The sequence below is a fragment of the Kitasatospora sp. NPDC059408 genome, from assembly GCF_042751525.1.
Classification (GTDB): Bacteria; Actinomycetota; Actinomycetes; order Streptomycetales; family Streptomycetaceae; genus Kitasatospora.
The window spans coordinates 26,693-47,458 of sequence record NZ_JBHYWI010000073.1; the positions used below are offsets into that span (position 1 = coordinate 26,693).

At 75.5% G+C, this 20,766-nt stretch carries 13 protein-coding genes; 10 read left to right on the forward strand and 3 right to left on the reverse strand.

Going from position 1 to position 20,766, the window contains the following annotated elements; translation table 11 throughout:
- Nucleotides 1-39: 39 nt before the first annotated feature.
- Nucleotides 40-1,422 (reverse strand): type VII secretion integral membrane protein EccD, encoded by a 1,383-nt coding sequence (eccD, locus tag ACFXDE_RS34255; RefSeq protein ID WP_380498390.1) that lies wholly within the window; start codon nucleotides 1,420-1,422, stop codon nucleotides 40-42.
- A 214-nt stretch (nucleotides 1,423-1,636) separates the two neighbouring features.
- Between eccD and eccCa the strand changes: the two genes are divergently transcribed.
- From eccCa to ACFXDE_RS34300, 9 genes are all read left to right on the forward strand, one after another.
- Nucleotides 1,637-5,623, forward strand: coding sequence for a type VII secretion protein EccCa (gene eccCa, locus ACFXDE_RS34260; protein WP_380498402.1), 3,987 nt, complete (start codon nucleotides 1,637-1,639; stop codon nucleotides 5,621-5,623).
- A 73-nt stretch (nucleotides 5,624-5,696) separates the two neighbouring features.
- On the forward strand, nucleotides 5,697-9,476 hold the full coding sequence (locus ACFXDE_RS34265; protein ID WP_380498391.1) for a hypothetical protein: 3,780 nt from the start codon (nucleotides 5,697-5,699) through the stop codon (nucleotides 9,474-9,476).
- Nucleotides 9,477-9,554: 78 nt separating this feature from the next.
- Nucleotides 9,555-9,845 carry a hypothetical protein gene (locus ACFXDE_RS34270; protein ID WP_380498392.1) on the forward strand — a complete coding sequence of 97 codons (291 nt, stop codon included), beginning with the start codon at nucleotides 9,555-9,557 and terminating at the stop codon, nucleotides 9,843-9,845.
- A gap of 101 nt (nucleotides 9,846-9,946) precedes the next feature.
- A complete protein-coding gene (locus tag ACFXDE_RS34275; protein WP_380498393.1) occupies nucleotides 9,947-10,402 on the forward strand; it encodes a hypothetical protein in 456 nt (151 codons plus the stop codon).
- Between the two features lie 95 nt (nucleotides 10,403-10,497).
- On the forward strand, nucleotides 10,498-10,935 hold the full coding sequence (locus ACFXDE_RS34280) for a hypothetical protein (RefSeq protein ID WP_380498394.1): 438 nt from the start codon (nucleotides 10,498-10,500) through the stop codon (nucleotides 10,933-10,935).
- A 122-nt stretch (nucleotides 10,936-11,057) separates the two neighbouring features.
- Nucleotides 11,058-12,503 carry a hypothetical protein gene (locus ACFXDE_RS34285; RefSeq protein ID WP_380498395.1) on the forward strand — a complete coding sequence of 482 codons (1,446 nt, stop codon included), beginning with the start codon at nucleotides 11,058-11,060 and terminating at the stop codon, nucleotides 12,501-12,503.
- A gap of 74 nt (nucleotides 12,504-12,577) precedes the next feature.
- Nucleotides 12,578-15,952, forward strand: a complete 3,375-nt coding sequence (locus ACFXDE_RS34290; protein ID WP_380498396.1) for a right-handed parallel beta-helix repeat-containing protein — start codon at nucleotides 12,578-12,580, stop codon at nucleotides 15,950-15,952.
- 613 nt (nucleotides 15,953-16,565) lie between these two features.
- Nucleotides 16,566-17,681: a S8 family serine peptidase gene (locus ACFXDE_RS34295; RefSeq protein WP_380498397.1), complete on the forward strand. Its 1,116-nt coding sequence runs from the start codon at nucleotides 16,566-16,568 to the stop codon at nucleotides 17,679-17,681.
- A 50-nt stretch (nucleotides 17,682-17,731) separates the two neighbouring features.
- Nucleotides 17,732-17,902, forward strand: a complete 171-nt coding sequence (locus ACFXDE_RS34300) for a hypothetical protein (protein WP_380498398.1) — start codon at nucleotides 17,732-17,734, stop codon at nucleotides 17,900-17,902.
- On the opposite strand, the gene ACFXDE_RS34305 is transcribed toward ACFXDE_RS34300, so the two are convergent.
- Nucleotides 17,899-18,519, reverse strand: coding sequence for a TetR family transcriptional regulator (locus tag ACFXDE_RS34305; RefSeq protein WP_380498399.1), 621 nt, complete (start codon nucleotides 18,517-18,519; stop codon nucleotides 17,899-17,901). The genes ACFXDE_RS34300 and ACFXDE_RS34305 overlap by 4 nt on opposite strands.
- Before the next feature lie 67 nt (nucleotides 18,520-18,586).
- Between ACFXDE_RS34305 and ACFXDE_RS34310 the strand changes: the two genes are divergently transcribed.
- Nucleotides 18,587-20,062 carry an FAD-dependent monooxygenase gene (locus ACFXDE_RS34310; RefSeq protein WP_380498400.1) on the forward strand — a complete coding sequence of 492 codons (1,476 nt, stop codon included), beginning with the start codon at nucleotides 18,587-18,589 and terminating at the stop codon, nucleotides 20,060-20,062.
- 40 nt (nucleotides 20,063-20,102) lie between these two features.
- Here ACFXDE_RS34310 and ACFXDE_RS34315 read toward each other — a convergent pair whose 3' ends face one another.
- Nucleotides 20,103-20,441 (reverse strand): hypothetical protein, encoded by a 339-nt coding sequence (locus ACFXDE_RS34315; RefSeq protein WP_380498401.1) that lies wholly within the window; start codon nucleotides 20,439-20,441, stop codon nucleotides 20,103-20,105.
- Nucleotides 20,442-20,766: the final 325 nt, after the last annotated feature.

Genomic DNA, 20,766 nt, shown 5'->3' on the forward strand with positions numbered 1-20,766 from the left:
GTGTCGGTCGGCCGGGGCACGGGAGGGGCATCGCGGCGCTCAGCCGCCCAGGGCGCGCAGGGAGTGGTAGAGGCCGCAGGCCTGGAGGGCCAGCGGGAGGAGGGCGAGGGCGGTCAGGGTGTGGAGGAGGTCGGCGACGCGGCCCCAGTAGGGCAGGAGGCGGCGGCCGGGGACGGTCCAGGCGGCGACCAGGAGGGCGGCGGTCAGGGCCACCAGGGCGCCGAGGAGGGCGAGGCGTTCCGAGGGGGAGGCGCCCGTGGTGAACCGGGTGAGCAGCACGGCGCCGCCGTACACGCCGGGCAGCAGGAGGACGAGGCGCTGGCGGATGCTGCCGATGGCGCGGGCGTGGAGGACGAGGAGCAGCGCGAGCGCCCCGGCCTCGGCCGGGCCGGCCCAGCCGCCCGTGAACGGCAGGACGGTGAGACAGACCGCGCAGACGGTGCCGATCGCGGTGTAGAGCGCCATCAGGTAGTCGTCGGCGACGAGCGCGCGGGGGAGGACGGCCGTGGCCGGGACGGGATCGATGTTCTCCTGGAGCTCCTCGGCGTTGCGCGGCAGCATCGGCAGCCGCAGGCCGGAGAGCCGGAACGCCACGGACGGCACGAAGGAGCCGACCAGGACGGCGAACACCGAGACGAGGGCGACGAGTTGGTCCGCGGCGAGGCCGATCAGGAGCAGGGCCCCGGCCAGCACGCCGAGCGCGGCGACCAGCACCAGGCCGATGAACAGCGGCGCCGCGGCCCCCACCGCCGCCAGCGACAGCACGGCCGCGCCCGCCGCCGCGGAGGAGGCCGCGAGCACCCGGGCCCCGAGCAGGTCGTCGCCGCCCGGCCCGGCGGGCAGCAGCAGGGCGGCGAGCCCCAGGTACGGGACGGCGGCGGCGCCGAGCGCGGTGCCCGCGCCCGCGTCCGCCATCGCGCGGGAGGCGCTGGCCGCGCCGAGCAGCAGGAGCACGGCGACGCCCGCCGCCGCGGCCTCCCGCGGGGCGGCCGGGCCCGGGAGGGCCAGCACGATCCAGCCGGCCGCGAGGGCGGCCAGGGCGAGCGCGAGGGCGAGGCGGCGGGTGAGGGCCGGGCGCCAGGTGTCGCCGCGCTCGTGCATGCCGGTGGCGACGCCGTCGACCAGGTCGTCGAAGTGCACCGGGGGCAGGGCCTCGTGGCGGGGGCGCAGGTAGAGCGCGTCGCCGTCGTGGAGCGCCAGCGCCTCGACGCTCCGCTCCTCGTCCAGCGGCTCCTCGCCGAGCCGCTGGAGCACCCAGCCGCCGTGCTCCAGGCCGCTCTCGGCGAGGCCGGGGCCGGCGTGGCCGATGATCGCGGGGAGCAGGTCGGCCAGGGGGACGTCGGCCGGGACGGCGAGTTCGAAGACCGCCTCCGGCGCGTGGAACCTCAATCGGCACAGTCCTGCGACGGCGCTGGTGCTCACGCCTCTCCTCGGGGTCGGGGTCCGTAGTGTTCTCCGTCTTCTCGAACGGGCCGCGCGGGAGTCGGCGTTCACGCACCCGGCCGCGTCCGGCCGGACCCCGCTGAACCCCGCGGTCGCCGCCGCCCGTCAGCGTGAGAGGACGGTGGCGGAACGTGAGGAGCCCTGAGTGAGCGTGGTCTTGGTCAAGCGGACGCCCAGGCGTCCTGGGCCCGAGATGCCGGACGGCGACGTCCAGCTCCAGGAGCCGCCGGTCCTGCCCGAGAAGCAGAGCGGCATGTCGAGCATGATCGGCATGGCGCCGATGGCGCTCGGCTCGCTGTCGATGGTGTTCATGTTCCTGCGCCCGGCCGGGCCCGAGGGCGGCGGCGCGCTGAGCTACGTCGCGGTCGGCATGATGGCGCTGTCCGCCGTCGGCATGCTCGTCACCCAGCTGTTCCGCGGCTCCAGCGACCGCAAGCACCAGCTGCGCGCCGAGCGCCGCGACTACCTGCGCTACCTCGCCCAGATGCGCCGCCAGGTGCGCCGCTCGATCGACGCCCAGCGCAAGGCGCTGGCCTGGCGCCACCCCGCGCCCGGCGAGCTGTGGTCGCTGGTGGGCACCACCCGGCTGTGGGAACGGCGGGCCGCGCACCCGGACTTCAGCGACGTCCGGATCGGCCTCGGCGCCCAGCGCCTCGCGACCCCGCTCGCCCCGCTCGCCACCAAGCCGGTCGAGGACCTCGAACCGCTGTGCGCCCACGCGCTGCGCCGCTTCATCCACGCCTACGGCACCGTCGCCGACCAGCCGATGGCGATCCACCTGCGCGGCTTCGCCCAACTCCTGCTGCGCGCCGACGATCCCGAGGCCGCCCGCGCGCTCGTGCGCGCGATGATCGCCCAACTCGCCGTCGTGCACGGGCCGGACGAGCTCCACGTCGCCGTCGTCGCCGACGCCGAGCGGCGCGCGCACTGGGAGTGGGCCAAGTGGCTGCCGCACGCCCTGCACCCGACCGACACCGACGGCGCCGGCCCGGTCCGGCTCGTCGCGGGCAGCCTCGGCGAGGTCGAGCAGCTGCTCGGCGAGGAGTTCACCGGCCGGCCCGCGTACGAGCCCGACGCCGACCCGAGCCGCGACGAACCGTTCACCGTCCTCGTCCTCGACGGCCCCGGCGCGCACGCCGGCAGCCGCGCCGCGCTCACCGGCTACCGCAACGCCGTCCTCGTCGACCTCGCCGACACCCTGGAATGGCGCCCGGCCCGCACCACCCTGCGGCTGCGCGTCGAGGAGGGCCGGCTCACCATGGTCGGCGCCGACCGCAACCGCAAGGACGTCGTCACCGACCTCGGCCGCCCCGACGCCCTCGCGCTGCCCGCCGCCACCCGGCTCGCCGCCCAGCTCGCCCGCTACCGCATCGCCGACGGCGTCGACGTCGCCGAGCCGCTGGCCACCGACTTCGACCTGACCGCCCTGCTCGGCATCCCCGACCTGCACGCCCACGACGTCGAGGCCCTGTGGGCCCAGCGCGGCATCCCGCAGCGCCTGCGCGTGCCGCTCGGCCTCGGACCGGACGGCCGGCCCGTCGACCTCGACCTCAAGGAGTCCGCGCAGGGCGGCATGGGCCCGCACGGCATGCTCATCGGCGCCACCGGCTCCGGCAAGTCCGAACTGCTGCGCACGCTCGTCCTCGCGCTCGCCGTCACCCACTCCTCCGAGGTGCTCAACTTCGTCCTCGTCGACTTCAAGGGCGGCGCGACCTTCCTCGGCCTCGACACCCTGCCGCACACCTCCGCCGTCATCACCAACCTCGCCGACGAGGCCTCGCTGGTCGACCGCATGCGCGACGCCCTGCACGGCGAACTCGTGCGCCGCCAGGAGCTGCTGCGCGTCGCCGGGTACGCGTCGCTGCTGGAGTACGAGACGGCGCGCGAGGGCGGCGCGGCGCTGCGGCCACTGCCCACCCTGTTCGTCGTCGTCGACGAGTTCAGCGAACTGCTCTCCGCCCACCGGGACTTCATGGAGCTGTTCGTGATGATCGGGCGGCTCGGCCGCTCGCTGGGCGTCCACCTCCTGCTCGCCTCCCAGCGGTTGGACGAGGGCCGGATGAGCGCGCTCGAATCCCACCTGTCCTACCGGATCGGCCTGCGGACGTTCTCGGCCATGGAGAGCCGGGGCGTCCTCGGCGTCCCCGACGCCTACCAGCTGCCCTCCCAGCCCGGCAACGGCTTCCTGCGCAGCGACATCTCCACCCTGACCCGCTTCAAGGCCGCCTACGTCTCGGGACCGTACCGGCCCAAGCGGCGCGCCGCCCAGCAGGCCGTCGTCGCCGGACAGGTCGTCCGGTACGGCACGGACTACGTGATGCAGCGCCAGACGCCCGTGGTGGAGGTGGAGGAGGAGGCCACGGCGTCGGCCGGTTCCCTGCTGGAGATCGCCGCCGACCGCCTGCGCGACGCCGGACCGCCCGCCCACCGGGTCTGGCTGCCGCCCCTCGGGGTCCCGCCCACCCTCGACGAACTCCTGCCCCCGCTCGTCCCGCACCCCGACCGCGGCCTCACCACCGAGGACGAACACACCCACGGAGCCCTGCGGCTGCCCGTCGGCGTCGTCGACCGCCCCTTCCAGCAACTGCGCGACCTGCTCACCGCCGACCTGTCCGGCGCCGGCGGCCACGTCGGCATCGCCGGCGCCCCGCAGAGCGGCAAGAGCAACCTCCTGCGCACCCTCGTCACCGGCCTCGCCCTCACCCACACCCCGCGCGAGGTCCAGTTCTACTGCCTCGACTTCGGCGGCGGCACCCTCTCCGCCCTGCGCGGCCTGCCGCACGTCGGCGGCGTCACCGGACGCCACGACGGCGAACGGGTGCTGCGCACCATCGCCGAGGTCAACGGCATCATCACCCGGCGCGAGAAGTACTTCGCCGAACTCGGCATCGACTCCGTCGCCGCCTTCCGCCGCCGCAAGGCGGCCGGCGGACTCCCGGACGACCCGCACGGCGACGTCTTCCTCGTCATCGACGGCTGGAACACCCTGCGCCAGGAGTTCAACGACCTCGTCCAGCCGCTCACCCTCATCTCCCAGCGCGGCATCAACTACGGCGTCCACCTGGTCATCGCCACCACCCGCTGGGGCGAGATCACCGGCGGCCTGCGCGACCAGCTGCAGACCCGCTTCGAACTGCGCCTCGGCGACTCCGTCGACTCCGTCATCAACATGCGCGCCGCCGCCAAGGTGCCCAAGCTCCCCGGCCGCGGCCTCACCGACGACCAGCTCCACTTCCTCACCGCCCTGCCCCGCATCGACGGCTCCGGCAGCGCCGACGACCTCGGCGAGGGCGTCGCGGACCTCGTCGACGCCGTCGCCGCCCACTGGACCGGGCCCCGCGCCCCCGAGGTCCGGATGCTGCCGCTCAGCCTCGACGCCGGCCGGCTGCCCGCGCCGGAAGGGCGGCTGCGCGTCGCCATCGGCCTGGAGGACACCGAAGTCGCCCCGCTGTGGCACGACTTCGAGGAGAACCCGCACCTGCTCGTCGTCGGCGACAGCGAATCCGGCAAGACCAACCTGCTCGAACTCGTGATCCGCGGCATCACCAGCGCCTACACGCCCGCCGAGGCCCGCATCATGCTCGTCGACTTCCGGCGCGGCCTCTACGACGCCGTCCCCGAGGAGTACCGCCTCGGCTACGCGGTCGCCGTCGACAAGCTCCGCCAGATCGTCGACGGGGCGTCGCGCGCCATGAAGAACCGCATCCCGCCCGCCGACATCACCCCCGCCCGCCTCAAGCTGCGGGACTGGTGGGAGGGGCCCGAACTGTTCATCCTCGTCGACGACTACGACCTCGTCGGCGCCGGCACCGGGGCCCACCCGTTCGCCGCCCTCCTCGACGACCTCGCCCAGGGCGCGGAGATCGGGCTCCACCTCGTCGTCGCCCGCGGCGCCAACGGCATCGCGCGGGCCATGGGCGACCCGCTGGTCCGCAAGCTCCAGGAGGTCAACTCGCCCACGCTGCTGCTCTCCTGCCCGCCGTCCGAGGGCTACCTGTTCGGCAACCTCAAGCCGAGGGAGTTCCCGGCGGGGCGCGGGCTGTACATCACGCGGCGACGGACGGTGCAGGTGCAGACCGGCCGCCTGGCGGGGCCGGGCGGCTCGGGCGGCTCCGACGGCCCGGGCGGTTCGGGCGGTTCGGGCGGTTCGGGTGGTTCGGGTGGGGAGCCGGGCGCGTAGTGGTCGGCGGAGGGTCGGCGGGGGCGGACAGCGGTCGGCTGTCCGAGGTGGGCGGGTTGATGGGGGTCGATCGATGAGCCGGGTGACGACGGAGGGCGTCGAACGGTCGACGCTGCGTGGACTGGGGCCGCACTTCGTGATCGCGCCGCCGGGTGCGGAGGCGGCGGGGTTGGCGGCGGCCCTGGCGCCGGTGCGGGCCGAGGCGCACAGCCTGCTGGTCCTCGCGGCGGCCGAGGACGCGGCGCCCGTGCTGCGCGCGTCGCTGCCCGAACTGACGCGTGCGGCCTACGGGTTGGGCGCGGACACGCTCGTCCTCGCGGCCTCCGGCCTCGCCGCGCCGGGGCCGGACGGTCGCCGGCCGGCCGAACTCCTCGCCGGGCGCGCCGGGTTGACGGTCGTCGCGCCGGACGCGGTGGTGTCCGTCGAGCCCGACGGCACCCTGCGGGCCGTGGCCGGCTCCTGGTGGCGCTGCCGGCCGGGCGGCGGCCAGGCGGAGCCCCTGGGCGAGCGGTGGCCCGCGGCGGCGACGCTCACGCCGCTGGCCGGGGGCGCGTTCTGGGCGACGTCCGGGACACCCGCGGGGCGGCCCGCGATCCTCGACCACGCCTCGGGGCGGGACGGCGCCGTCGTGCTGGTGATCGGCGAGCCGTCGGGGAGGCTGCCTTCGGGCGCCCAACTCGTCCATTCGGCCGCCGATGTGATGACGTCCGCGCGCCCGGACTCCGTGCTGCTGCTCAGCGCTCCGTGGGCCGAGCCGATCGAACTCGTCGAGCTGGCCGCGGTCGTGGCCGCCTCGCTCCGGTACGAGGTGCGGGCCGCGATCGGCCTGCCCGTCCGCGACGGCGCCGGGCACCACCACGTCCACGTGGCGCCCGACGGGACGGCCGGCTGGGAGCCGTACCTGACCGAACTGGCCGCCTGCCCGGTCGAACGCAAGGTCACCGCCGTCGGCTGGCGCAGCCGCCCCGACGCCCCCACCGCCCCCGGACCCGCCCGCTACCCCGCCTTCCCCGGCTGGGAACTGGAGGCCGTCGCGGCCGGCCTGTGGCTCCGTCCCACCGGCACCACCAACCGCGGCCCCCGCATGCGCCGCCCCGACCCGGCCCGCCCCGTCCTCGTCGTCGGCACCCCGGGCCGCCCGGTCACCGAGGACACCTGGGCCCGCCTCGGCGACGCCCTCGCCACCCTCCCGTCCGCGCCCCGGCTCGGCCTGGTGGTGGCGGGCACGATGGACGCGGAGTCGCAGACGGTGGGCCGCTTCTGCGCGCGGCTCCACGGCATGGACTGGCTGGGGCCGGAGCCCCTGTGGCCCGCCCCGGAGCCGGGGGCATCCGTCCCGGCGCCGGAGCCGCTGCGGGGGCGGGGAGAGGCGGGGGTGTCGGCTCCCGTGTCCGTTGGGACGGCGGCGGCCAGGCCTTTGGCCGTCGGCGGTGCGGCACCGGGGTCTTCCGCTGCCGGCGCGCCGCCGGTCGCGATTGGGCTCGCGTCCGTGGCGGCGCCGGTGCCGGAGCCGGATTCCACCGTGTCGCGGGATGGCGGCGCGGTGCCCGGCGCACCATCGGTTTCCGGCGTGCCGCCAGTGGCCCCTGCTGAGGCTCCTGGACCTTCCGCAGCCCGCGTGCCGGTGTCGGATTCCACCGTGTCGTGGGATGGCGGTGTGCTACCCGGCCATCCGTCGGTTGCCGGTGTGGCGCCGGTGGCCGCTGCTGAGGCTTCTGGGCCTTCCGCAGCCCGCGTGCCGGTGTCGGATTCCGCTGTGCCGCGGGATGGAGGTGCGGTGCCTGGTTCTGCTTCGGTGCCTGGGTCTTCGGGCGTGGGTGCGCCCGAGCCCGGCCTTCCGTCGGTCGCTGCCGTGCCGCCGGTGGCGTCGGCATCGACGGTGTACGCGAATCCGGCGCCGGACGGGCCTTCCGCACCCGCCGAGGATCCGTCGACGTTCTGGAGCGGCGACGCGGCCAGGGCGCCTGGCGCGCCAGGGCTGCTCGATGGGGTCGGGGCAGGGGAATCCACGTCTCCTGCGTCGACGGCATCGGTCGGCCCGGATGCAGCGGCTCGGCTGTCGGAATGTGATGGGGGGCCGGTCGTGTCGGCGGCCATGGTGGCGGGAGAAGTCGATGGGACCGACTTCTCGGTACCTGCCCCGCCGCCGGCGCCGGCTCTTGCGGTCACCCGAGGCCCGGATGCAGCGGCTTGGCTGTCGGAATGTGATGGGGGGCCGGTCGTGTCGGCGGCCATGGTGGTGGCAGAAGTCGGCGGGACCGACTTCTCGGTACCTGCCCCGCCGCCGGCGTCGGCTCTCGTGGTCACCCGAGGCCCGGATGCAGCGGCTTGGCTGTCGGAATGTGATGGGGGGCCGGTCATGCCGCTGGCCACGGTGGTGGCAGAAGTCGATGGGACCGACTTCTCGGTACCTGCCCCGCCGCCGGCGCCGGATCGGGGGGCTGCCGGGGCGTCCCCGGCACCACCGGTGGCCGAGGCCCCGGGGAGTGAGGAGCTTCAAGAGCCCGTACCTGCGCCGACTCCTGTTTCGGCCGTCGGTGGCCTGAGGGATGGCGCGTCGCCGTCCGCCACCAGCGGAGCCCCCGCGTTCCCGGACGCCGGAGCGCCCGTGCAGGCGCCCGCCAAGCCGGCGGGATCGGGTCCCGGCGGTCCGGCAGCGGCACCGGCCGGCGATGCGGCCTCCGTGGGCATGGACGAGTCGGCGCCTGGCGGGCGGCCGTTGGCTGGGCCGGAGGGTGCGTTGCCGGGCGCCGCGTCGGGTTCTGATCCGAGCGCGACGGTGGTGCCGGGCGTCGGCGGGGTCTCCGGAGGCACTGACGGGTCCGTCAGCGCGCCGCCGGTTGGTGGGCCGGAGAGTTCGTGGCCGGGCACGGCGGCGGGGCTGGACGGCGATGCCACCGCCGTGGGTGCGGAAGGGCCGGCCCGCGGGGCGACGCTCGGCGAGTTGTCGTCCGATCTGGCGGGCGATCGGCCGAGTTCGATCCCGGGAGCCGCCGTACCGGACACGGACGGCGGCGCGATCGCGCAGCGCGCCGGCGGGGCCGCTGCCACGTCGGCGCCAAGTGAGCCGTCGTCGGACCGGGCGGACGCACCCCCTCCCCAGCCCGCCGAAGCCCCGACCCCGACCCCGACCCCGGCCGCGGACCGCACCGCCCTCGTCGCCCTCCTCGGGTCCGCGTACCCGCGCCTCGCGCGCCGGGCCGAGGACGCGTCGACGAGGCTGCCGGGTCTGCGCCCGCAGGCCGCCGGGGGCGACCCCGGGCCGGAGCTCGTCGCGGTCCTGGTGCACCACGCCGAGTCCGCCGTCCCCGTCGCCCGTGAGGACCTCGTCGCGGCGGCCCGGACGGGTGCGCCCGGCCCGCTGGGGTCGTACCTGCGGTGCCTCACTGCCGGGTTGCGCCGGCTCCCGAGCCACTACGGCGGCGTGCTGCTGGCGGCCCCCGCCGACGGATGCGACCTGGCGCGCTTCACGCCCGGTGCGGTCTTCACCGAGCGGGCGCCGGTGAGCGGGCTGGCCGCGGTGGGGGCCGATCTCGGGGAGGACGTGGAGGTGGAGTTCGCGGTGTGGTCCGTCGGCGGGCGGCGCTGCTCGGCGTTCGGTGAGCCGGGCGAGCCGGCGGCGGTGGTGTTCGCACCGGGGACGGGCTTCGAGGTGGTGGCCGTCGACGCCGCGGACCCGGCCGCCGGGGTCCCCGCCCGTGTGCTGCTCCACGAGGTGGGGAGCATCCGTCCCGCCCCCGACCGTCTCCGCACGTGGCTCGCCCGCCGGGACGCCATCGCCCCGGCCGACCGCGTCCGCCCGCCCCACCCGGCGCACTACCGCCTGGACTTGGGAGCGGCCGGCCGACGGTGATCGCAAGGGCATCGTCGCACTGACGCCCGCGCCCGGTGACACCGTCCTGTGAGCCACACGTGAGGCGCTGCGGGCCCGGTGACGCGCGGCGCTGCGCGCATCGGGGAGGAGCAGCGCGAGGACTGGCGCACCGACCTGGACCCGAAGATCCAGGCGGTGCGCCGCCTCGCCCGCCGGTACGGCGCCCGACTGCTCGCCGCCGACGGCATGTTCGCCGGACTCGCGGCGGTGGTCACGCCCGAGCACTGGTCCGCGGGCGGCGTGCACCCGACGCCGGCCGGGCACGCCGCGCTCGCGGAGGCCTGGCCGCGTCTGGTCGCGCGATCGGGGCGCGCGGTGTCGAACCGGATTGCGTACCGGGCGGGTTGAACCCGTTCCGGCGGGGTCTCCGTCAGCACTTGTGAGGGGCCGACGTGTTCGCCCGGCCCCGGCTGGTCCCGGTGTCCCTTCCCTGGAGCAATGGAGCAATCATGAAGAAGATCAAGGCCGTTGCGGCTTCCGTGGCCGCGCTCGCCGCCCTCGCCATCGGCGCGGCGCCCGCGAGTGCGGCGGGCACGGGCGGCAGTGGCACGGGTTCGGGTGCCAATGGTGTGGGCACGTGCAGCAGCAAGGTGTGGGAAGGCAAGTTCCTCTGCGGCGGCGCGTACGGGGACGGCACGGCGACGTACTACTTCCGCGACGGCCGCCAGGAGGTGTTCGTCATCGGCACCGACCACGCGGTGTGGACGCGTTGGACCACCGACAAGGCCGGCCACAAGAGCGGCTGGCTCTCCATGGGCGGTGTGCTGGCGGGTCCGGTCAGCGTTCTGGCTTCGGACATGGGGTTCGGCAACTTCGAGATCGGGGCGGTCGGTTCCGACGGCCACATCTGGGCGCGTGCCCGTGACACCAACGGCAACTGGACCGGGTGGGCCTCGGTCTCGTAGTCGGGTCCCGGTTGAACCCTCCGCCGTCGCCCGGCCGTCGGAGAGACGTGGGCCCCGGTGCGGAACGCGCCGGACGTGCGGGAGGAGTGCCGAAGGTGAACGAGGCGGAGCGGGACGGGTTCAGGCTCGCGGCGGTCTTCGACGCCGTGGATCCGGTGACGGGCCCGGGGTTCGCGCCCGGCCGTCCCCGGCTGGCGGAGGGGCCGGAGCGACGGGCCGTGGTGCGCTACCTGCGGGACGGGGCGGCCGTGCTGCTCACGCCGACGTTGATGGACGACGTGGTCGACCCGGAGCGGCGCGGCGTGGTGCCGCTGGGCTTCCGGACGGACGGGCAGTGGATCTGGACCGACACGGTGACCTACTACCTGGAGACGCACGGCGTGGCGCCCGAGCCGGGCCTGCTCGCGCACGTCCGGGCGCAGGGGGACGGGCCGTGCGTCCGGCCGGGCCGCGAGGTGCTGGAGCGGGCGGCGGCGTTCGTCCTGGCGCCGCCGGAGCCGGGTCGGGCCGCGGTGTGGTCGGTCGGGTCGTAGCGGACCGGACGCGAGCGGGACGACGTCCGTCGGTGCTTGGCGGACGGTCGGGCGGTAACGGACTGAACGCGAGTGGGGGCGCCGTCCGTCGGTGCTTGTAGGAGTGGCGTCGAGTGCAGGGGATGAGCGTGGGCGAGGAGAAGCGCGGCGAGGGGGGCCAGGGTTCGCCCGGGTTCCACCTCCCCGTGGTCAACTGGGCCGTGGCGGCCGAGGCAGAGGGTGAGGACGAGACGGCCGAGATCGGTCCGGCTCTCTCCGAGCCGGGTTCGGGCGGCGCGGTCGGGTCGGCGCCGGAGGTGCCGGCCGGGAGCGAGCCCGCCCCGCCGCCGGCACTGCCGGAGTCCGCCCCCCTGGTCGAGGCCGGGACGGCCGCCGCCACGCCGGAGGCGCTCGCGGAGGCGGCCGTGGCGGACCGCGAGGGCGCCACGACCGCCGCCGACGGCCCGCGTCCGGGCCGGGTTTCGCGTCCGATGGTCGCGGCCGCCGTCGCGGTGGGCCTGGTGCTGGTGGGTGCGTCCGTCGTGGTCACGCAGTTGGGCGGGGGCGATCCGAAGCACGGTCCCGCGCAGGCGGACAACCCGCCCGGGTACGGGCAGGGCGGCGGCGACGGCGGCAACGGGTACGTGCCGGGCACCGACGGCAACAACGGTGGCAACGGCGCGCCCCCCGGAGACCAGGGCGCACCCGGCGGCACCGCACCGGGTGCCGCGGTGCCCGTCGGCGACCCCGCCGCGGGCGCGCCGAGCACGGACGCCGGTCAGCCGCTCGTCCCGGGCCAGTCGGCCGGTGCCCCTGCGGCGGGCGCGCCCGGAGCCGGTGGCGCGCCCGCGGCCCGGCAGCCCGGCACGGTGAACCAGGGCGGCGGCAACCCGGCGGCCACGACGGGTGGTTCATCGGGCGGCGGCTCCGGCGGCTCCGGCGGGTCCGGCGGCGCCGGCGGCAACGCCCCGCAGCAGCCCGCGCCGGGGGCCGCCAAGCCTGCCGTCCCGGGCCAGCAGCAGCCGGCCCCGCAACAGCCCGCGCCCCAGCAGCCGGCCCCGCAGCAGCCCGTCCCGCCCGCGAAGCCCGCCGACCCGCCGCCCGTGGTGACGGTCCTCGGTCCGGGGTGCAGCGGCAAGGGCTCCTACCGGGAGAACGGCCGGTTCAGTAAGGGCATCGAGGGCTGGATCGGCAACTCCGGCGGCTGGAGCGGGGACGGCTGCAACGGCAGCTACACCTCGGTCCCGATGTACGGCGACGCCTCGAAGGACGACCCCTCCGCCTCGGTGGTGTGGACGTTCAACCTGGGCAACGCCAGCACCTGCGCCCTGTCCGTCTACGTCCCCGCGAGCGGAGACGTGACGAAGGTCGGCGGCCACCCGACGTACTACACGGTGCAGAGCGGCGGATCGGGCGGCTCCTTCAACGTCAACCAGACGGCCAGTCAGGGAAGTTGGGTGAACGTAGGCAGCTTCGCCTACAGCGGCTCGCTGTCCGTCACCCTCCACACCCGCGGCGTGGACTGGGGCAGCGGCGTGTCCCACGCCCACCACGCGGCGAGCGCGATCCGCGCGACCTGCACCTCCTGACCGCCCCACGCTCCACGCTCCACGCTCCACGCTCCACGCTCCACGCTCCACCCCCAACGAAGGGAACCCCACGCATGTCACGCGCGGTGCTGACGGTCTGTGCGGAGCAGCGGGAGTCCGGCTCGCAGCCGGGCTTCTACCGCACGATCGGCGAGGCCCTCCAGGCGGCCCGCAGCGGCGCGGTGATCTCGGTGCGCCCCGGCCGGTACGAGGAGAACCTGGTGGTCACCAAGATGGTGACGATCACGGCCGAGGACGTCCGGGGCAGCGTGCGGATCAGTCCGCGCCGCGGCTCGGTGCTCCAAGTGCTGGCCGAGGCGGTGCAGTTGACCGGCCTTGTGCTCCAGGGCCGGGACGAGGAACTGCCCGCCGTGGACGTGCCGCGCGGCCAGCTCGCCCTCCAGGACTGCGAAGTGGCCGGCAGCGCGTGGACGGCCGTACTGACCCGCCAGCAGGGCGAGTTGGCGATGCGCGGCTGCCGCGTGGTGAACCCGGCGGGCGCCGGCCTGGTGGAGACCTCGACCGGCGCGAGCGTCATCGAGGACAGCGTGATCGAACACCTCGGCACCTCCGCCCTGGTGATCGGCGAGCGCGCCAACCCCACCGTGCGCCGCTGCGTGTTGCGCGACGCCCGGGGCAACGGCGTGTGCGCCAACGGCGAGTCCCGCGGCGTGATCGAGGACTGCGAGATCTCCGCAACCGACAAGCCCGCCATCGCACTCGAGGAGCAGAGCACCACCCGCGTGGTGCGCACGCAGATCCGCGACAGCGCGCTCGGCGTCTTCATCGGCTCCACCGCCCGCGTGGAGCTGGAGGACTGCACCGTCAGCGCCGTGCGCGCCCACGGCTACGTGCTCACCAACGGCACCGACCCGCTGCTGCGGCGCTGCCGCGCGGTCCGCACGCAGGGCAACGGCCTGCACGTCTCCGGACGCGCCAGGGGCACCTTCGAGGACTGCGAGGTGACGTCCGCCGTCCAGGCCGGCATCCACGTCGGGGAGTCCGCCGGGCCGAGCCTGGTCCGGACGGTGGTGCGCGACGGCGAGACGGACGGCGTCGAGCTGACCGGCGAGAGCGCGGCCGAGTTCGACCGCCTGGAGGTGCGGGACGCGGCCGGCGCCGGGGTCGTCGTCCGCGACGGCGCCAACCCGCTGCTGCGCCGCCTCGCCGTCACGGCCGCGGCCGGGCACGGCGTCGAGGTGCTGCGCGACGGGCGCGGCCGGATCGAGGACGCCACCGTCGTCGACTCGGGACGCGACGGGGTGCGGATCGAGGACGGCGCGAACACCTACGTCGGCGGCAGCACCGTGCGCGGCAGCAAGGGCTGCGGGATCTCGGTCGGCGCCGAGGGCGTCGCGACGCTGCGCGACGTCGACGCCGAGGACAACGCGTACGACGGCGTGAGCGTCGAGCACGACGGCGAACTCACCGCCACCCGGGCCGGCCTGCGGGCCAACCGGCGGCACGGCCTGCACCTCCTGCCCGGCGCCAGGGCGACCCTGACGGGCTGCCGGATGACCAACAACACCGTGGACGGCGTCCGTTCGGAGTCCGCGGAGCCCGTACGGCTGAGCGACTGCGTGGTCGCCGAGAACGAGGGCGCGGGCCTGCGGCAGACCGAGCCGACCGAACGGCTCGCCGTCGAGCACCTGGACAGCCGCGACAACCGCTCCGCGGACGCCCACGGCACGGCCGCCGCGGCCGCCGCGACGACCCCGGCCGCCGTGGAGGCCGCTGCGGACGGCCCGGCCGGCGAGGCGGCCGCCCCCGTGAAGGAGCAGGGTCCGCAGGCCGTCCTGCAGACCCTCGTCGGCCTGGAGGGCGTCAAGGACCAGGTCGCCACGCTCGTCAACCTCAACAAGCTCGCCCGCCGCCGCGAACAGGCCGGCCTGCCCGCCCTCCCGATGAGCCGCCACCTCGTCTTCGCCGGCCCGCCCGGCACCGGCAAGACCACCGTCGCCCGCCTCTACGGCGCGATCCTGGCCGAACTCGGCGTGCTGCGCAGCGGACACCTCACCGAGGTGGCGCGCGCCGACCTGGTCGCCTCCATCATCGGCGGCACCGCGCTGAAGACCACCGAGGTGGTCAAGGAGGCGCTCGGCGGCGTCCTGTTCATCGACGAGGCGTACACGCTCTCCGCGGGATCGGGCGGCAGCGGCCCCGACTTCGGCCGGGAGGCGATCGACACGCTCGTGAAGCTCATGGAGGACCACCGCGACGACCTCGTGGTGATCGTCGCCGGGTACGAGGACGAGATCCGCGAGTTCCTGGCCTCCAACCCGGGCCTCGCCTCCCGCTTCAGCCGCACCGTCGAGTTCGAGAACTACGACGACGACGAGCTCACCACCATCGTCGAGCGGGCGGCCGCGAGCCACGGCTACGAACTCGCCCCGGGCACGCGCGAGGCCCTCGCCGTCCACTTCGAACGGATGCCCAAGGGCCCGGACTTCGGCAACGGACGGGCGGCGCGCAAGGTGTTCGAGGAGATGGTCGACCGGCAGGCCGGGCGGCTCGCCGAACTCGAGCAGTTCGACAACGCCGACCTCACCCTGCTCCTCCCGGCCGACGTCGGCGAGGAGGCCGCGGCGGCGGTCGCCCGGGCCGCGGCGGGGGAGGAGGAACCCACGGCGCCCGGCCTGCTGGACCGGCTGCGCGCGATGGTCGGCCTCGCGGCGGCCAAGGAACAGGTCGAGGACCTCGTCAACCTCACCCGCCAGACCCGCCGCCGCATCGAGGCCGGCCTCCCGGCGGCCACCATCAGCCACCACCTCGTCTTCTCCGGCCCGCCCGGCACCGGCAAGACCACCGTCGCCCGCCTCTACGGCGAACTCCTCGCCGAACTGGACGTCCTGCCCGGCGGCCAGCTCATCGAGACCGCCCGCGCCGACCTCGTCGGCCGCTACATCGGCCACACCGCCCAGCTGACCCGCGACGCCTTCGAACGCGCCCGCGGCGGCGTGCTCTTCATCGACGAGGCGTACACGCTGACGCCCCGGCACGGCGGGGGCGGCGACTTCGGCCAGGAGGCCGTGGACACCCTGATGAAGCTCATGGAGGACCACCGCGACGAGGTCGTCGTCATCGTCGCCGGCTACCAGGAGGAAATGCGCGGCTTCCTCGCCTCCAACCCCGGTCTGGCGTCGCGCTTCTCGCGTGAGATCACCTTCGACCACTACTCGGACGACGAACTCATCACCATCGTCCGCCTCCAGGCCGAGGCCGCCGGCTACACCTGCACCCCGGACACCCTGACGGCCCTGAGCACCCTCTTCCGCGCCGTCCCGCGCGACAACTCCTTCGGCAACGGCCGCTTCGCGCGGCAGGTGCTGGAGGCGATGATCACGCGCCAGGCGGGCCGCCTGTCCCGCCTGGACATCGGGGACCTGGACGAACTCAGCCTCCTGCTGCCCCAGGACATCCCGGCCGAGCGCATCGGCAGCTTCGCGTGAGCCGGGTGACGGGGGCGGTGGCAGGAGCGGCGGCGGTCCGTCCGGCCGACCGGGCCCCACGGGCCCGCCGACCGGTGCCGCGCGGGGCTGCGGCAGGCCGGATCGGCGGCTTCTCGTGAGGCGCCAGGCGGACGACGTGGTCCCGGTGGACGACGTGGTCCCGGTGGACGAGGTGGTCCCGGCGGCCGTGGTCCCGGCCGCCCCTATGACAGCCGTCGGCCGGCGGATCAGGGAGGGGAGGGGACTGGCAGCCGGGGCGTCGGCGTCCGTGGGGGACGCGTGTGGGGATGAGCCCGCGCTGCCGACCCCCTCCCCGGCCACCGCCGGCCGACGGCCTTCGCCCGACGAGGAACCGGGCCAGGCGGGCGGGCGCAAGCCGTCGGCCGGCCGGCCTCGGGCGCGGCGGGCGTTGTCGGCGTCCGTACCGTCCGCCGCCTCGACCACCGCCGGCCGACGGCTCTTCGCAGCGCGGGCGTCGGCGACGGTACTGGCCGCTGCGCTGCTGCTTCCGGCGGGAGCCGCATGGGCCGACACACCTGCGCCCGCGACCGCGCCCTCGCCGTCCTCCTCGCCCGGGGACGCCTTGCCGGGCGTCAGCCAGGTGCGGCGGGACGTGTCCGGGAAGCCTGCGGGCTGCCTGCCCGCGTCGGCGAAGGGCACCCAGCTCACGCCCTGGCCGCAGACGTTCCTGCGGCCCGACCGGGTGTGGCAGCTGAGCCGTGGCGACGGAGTGACGGTCGCGGTGCTCGGCTCGGGGCTGGGCGACGGCTCCGGACTGCTCGCCGGCCGTACCGACTTCGCGCCCAGGCTCGACGGCGCCGCCGACCCGGCGCACGACTGCGTCGGCCACGGCAGCTTCCTGGCCGGGCTGATCGCCGCCGACCGCCGCGACGGCACCGGCTTCTCCGGCCTGGCGCCGCACGCACGGGTCCTGGCCGTGGGCGTCACCGACGACACCGGTACGACCACCGCGGACCGGCTCGCCCAGGGCATCACGGCGGCGGCCGACCGGGGCGCGCGCATCATCGCCGTCGGTGTCACCGTCCCCGAGGCCAACGACGCACTGGCCGGGGCCGTGCGCCGGGCCCGGGCCAAGGGCGCGCTGATCGTCGCCCCGGCCGGGCCCGACACCGCACCCACCGCGCAGACCAAACCGACCCCCGTCTACCCCTCCGCCTACCCCGAGGTGCTGGCCGTCCGCGACCTCGGCCCGGCCGGGGCGCTGCCGGAGAACGCGGCGGTCGGCGGCCGGGTGGACCTGGCCGCCCCGGGCGACGCCGTGACCGGCCCCGGCCCGGCGGCGGGCGGCTACTACACGGGCGCGGGCCCGAGCTTCGCGACGGCCTTCGTCGCCGGCACGGCGGCCCTGGTCCTCGGCTACCGCCCGACCCTCACCGCCGACCAGCTGACGGCCCGCCTCGAAGCCACCGCGTACCGCCCGGGCGGCCCGGTGCCCGACCCGCAACTCGGCTACGGAACGGTGGACTTGGTCGCGGCCGTGACGAGCACGCTCGACCACGAGACGTCCCCGAGCCCGCACCCCGCCACCCCGACCACGGCCGCCCTGGCGATGCCACCCGGCCGCCCCACATCCGAAGCCCCCGCCCAGGCCACAGCGGTGGCCCTGACCGCACTGGGCACGATCGGCCTGGTAGCCGTCGCCGGAGCCATAGCCCCCCGAGGCCGCGCCCGCCGCTGGCAACCGGCAAAGGCCGACGACGCGTCGTAGCACCACCCCGAGCCCGGCGGACGGGGGATCCCGTCGGTCTCGGGGATGCCGTGGCTCTGTACGACAACCCCGAGGCCGACTTCAGTCCGTCCAACGTCTGGGCCGCGGACCGGTCGTGGCTCCTGTGCACCGACTACGACCTCTGGGGCACCAAGGTCGCCGGACCACCGGGCCTCGTCGAGGCGCTGCTGAACGACCCCGAGCCGAAAGGCCCGCCCTAGCCCAATCCGTTGCTCAGCAGGTCGAAGGCGCGCTCGGTGGCGTGGACGGCGGCCGGGTAGTGGTCGTCGGCGGAGGTGCCGGCGGCCAGGTGTTCCTGGTGCATGATCGCGAGCTCGCGCTGCACCACGATCACCTGGGCGGCCACGAGGCGGGCGGTGAGCGGGTCGACGTCGGCCTCCTGCAGGGCCGCGCACAGGGCTTCGGCGCCGCGTTCGGAGTAGCGGATCAGCCGTGATGCCAGGCTCTCGGTGCCGGCGATCAGGCGGAGGAAGGCCATGACCTCGGGGTCGTCGCAGAGGCCGGTGTTCGGGTCGCGCCGGGCCAGGGCGTCGAGGCGGGCCGTCCGCAGCGCCTCCAGCGGGGGTTGGCCGTCCGGGCGGGCGCGGACGATTCGGGCCGCTTCGCTCTCGTGGTCGGCGAAGCGCTGGAGGACGAGGTCCTCCTTCGTCGGGAAGTAGGCGAAGAGGGTGCGCCGGGAGACGTCCGCCACCTCGGCGATCTCGGTGATCGACACCTGATCGAAGCCCTTGTCGAGGAAGAGGCGGATCGCGGTCGCCGCGATCGTCTCCCGGGTGCGTTCCTTCTTGCGTTCCCGCAGGCCCATGTGCTGATTCATGCACTCAGTCTACCCTGTGGTAGACTGAGTGCAGAATTGCACCTGGTTTCTTCTTTCGGAGGTTGCTGTGCAGACCGAAGTCATCGTCGTGGGGGCGGGCCCGACCGGGCTGATGCTGGCGCACGAGCTGACGCTGGCCGGGATCCCGGTCGTCGTCACGGAGAAGCTGCTCACCCGGAGCACCCAGTCCCGGGCCGGCAGTCTCCAGCCGCGCACCGCCGAAGTGCTGGACCTGCGGGGGCTGTTGGAGCCGCTGCTCGCGGAGCTGCCGGCGGGGGAGAGCTCGGGCGGGCACTTCGCCGGCCTGCCGGTCGAGCTGGACTGCACGCCGTGGCGCACCCGGTACCCGCACCCGGTCGGCGTCCCGCAGGCCGCGCTGGAGGCGCACCTAGAAGGACTCCTCGCCGAGCGGGGCGTGCCCGTGCTCCGCGGCCGCGAGGTGACGGCGGTCGCGCAGGACGCGGACGGGGTCACCGCCGAGTGGCGAGCGGAAGACGGCGGCAGCGGCGAGATCCGGGGCGAGATCCGGGGCCGCTACCTCGTCGCGTGCGACGGCGGGCACAGCACGGTCCGCCGACTGCTGGGCGTCGCGTTCCCCGGCCGGGAGCGCCGGATGTCCGCCGTGGCCGCGGACCTCACGCTCGTCTCGCGCTCGGACAGGGTCCGCACCGAGCCCGGACACTTCAGCGAGTACGCGCGGTCGGCCAACGGCTTCCACACGATCCTGCACCCGATCGGCCCGGACCTGTACCGGATGCTGTTCGGCAAGCTCTCCGGGGACGGCCCGGACCACGCGTCGCCGGTCTCCGCCGACGAGGTCCGGGAGGCCCTGCACGCCGTGTACGGGCCGGAGACGGTGCTGGGCGAACTGCGCGCGGCCTCCCGGTTCGGCGACGCCGTGCGCCAGGTCGAGCGCTACCGCGAGGGCCGGGTGCTCTTCGCCGGGGACGCGGCGCACATCCACATGCCGATCGGCGGCCAGGGCGTCAACCTGGGCGTCCAGGACGCCGTCAACCTGGGCTGGAAGCTCGCCGGCACGATCGACGGCTGGGCGCCCGCCGGCCTGCTCGACAGCTACCACGAGGAGCGGTACCCGGTCGCGGCCCGGGTGCTGCGCCACACCCGCGCGCAGGGCGTGATCATGAACCCGGGGCGGGACGAGGAGATCGCCACGGTCCGCGAGATCGTCACCGACCTGCTGCGGCTGCCCGACGCCCACCGGTACGTCTCGGGCATGATGTCCGGCCTGGACCTCCACTACCCGGGCGTCGGCCCCCGGCTGATCGACCTGGAGCTGACCACCGAGGACGGTCCGGCCAGGGCGAGCTCGCTGATGCGCTCCGGCCGCGGCCTGCTGCTGTCCCTCGACGGCCGGCGGCGGTCGGTCGGCGACCGGGCCGACCGGGTCGAGCACGTCCTGGCGAAGACCGAGGAGGACGTCGACGGGGCCGGGGCCCTCCTGATCCGCCCCGACGGCTACCTCGCCTGGACCGACACCGACGGCACGCCGCTCGACACGGCCCTGGCCCGCTGGTTCGGCTGAGCACCGGCCCGGGCCCGGGGCCGGTTCGCCCGAGGTCCGCTCAGGCGAGCCGGTCCGGGGACGGGAGCCGGGTGACCGGGTCGTCGGACCAGGAGTAGACCTCCAGCAAGGACAGGTAGCCCTCGGACGCGAACAGCATGACGCCGCCCACCGGTTCGCCGGTCTCGTCGAGCACGGTGGCCTCGGCGAACGGACTGTCCACGGCGGGCGCCGCGGGCACCGCCGACCGGTCCAGGGCGAAGTCGATGCTCGGGCACGGGCAGCGGCAGTGGCCGGCGACGCGCAGATGGGGGATCTGCGCGGACAGCTCCGGGTAGGCGTCGCCGAGGAGGGCCTTCAGGAGGTGCACCGCTTCGTCGGGTACGGGCTCGCCGGTCATGGCCCGAGCCGATCATCCGGCGGCCGGGCAGGTCAATCCCGGGGCGGCCTGGTCAATTCCGGCGGTCGGCCATCGCGTCGCCGGTGAGGGCGGCCAGTTCGAGGACCGCCGCCGCCCGGGCCCTGGCGCGGCGGGGCAGGACGACGACGCCGCGGCAGCGGGTCCGGAAGTGGGCGATCAGGTGGCGCCGGTCGGGGCTCGGAGCAGGACAGTCTTCCCGGCTATGCCGCCCATCTGAAGGGTCTGGTGGACCTGGCGTCGATCCGTCCGCTGAAGGTCGTCGTCGACGCGGGCAACGGCATGGGCGGTCACACGGTCCCCACGG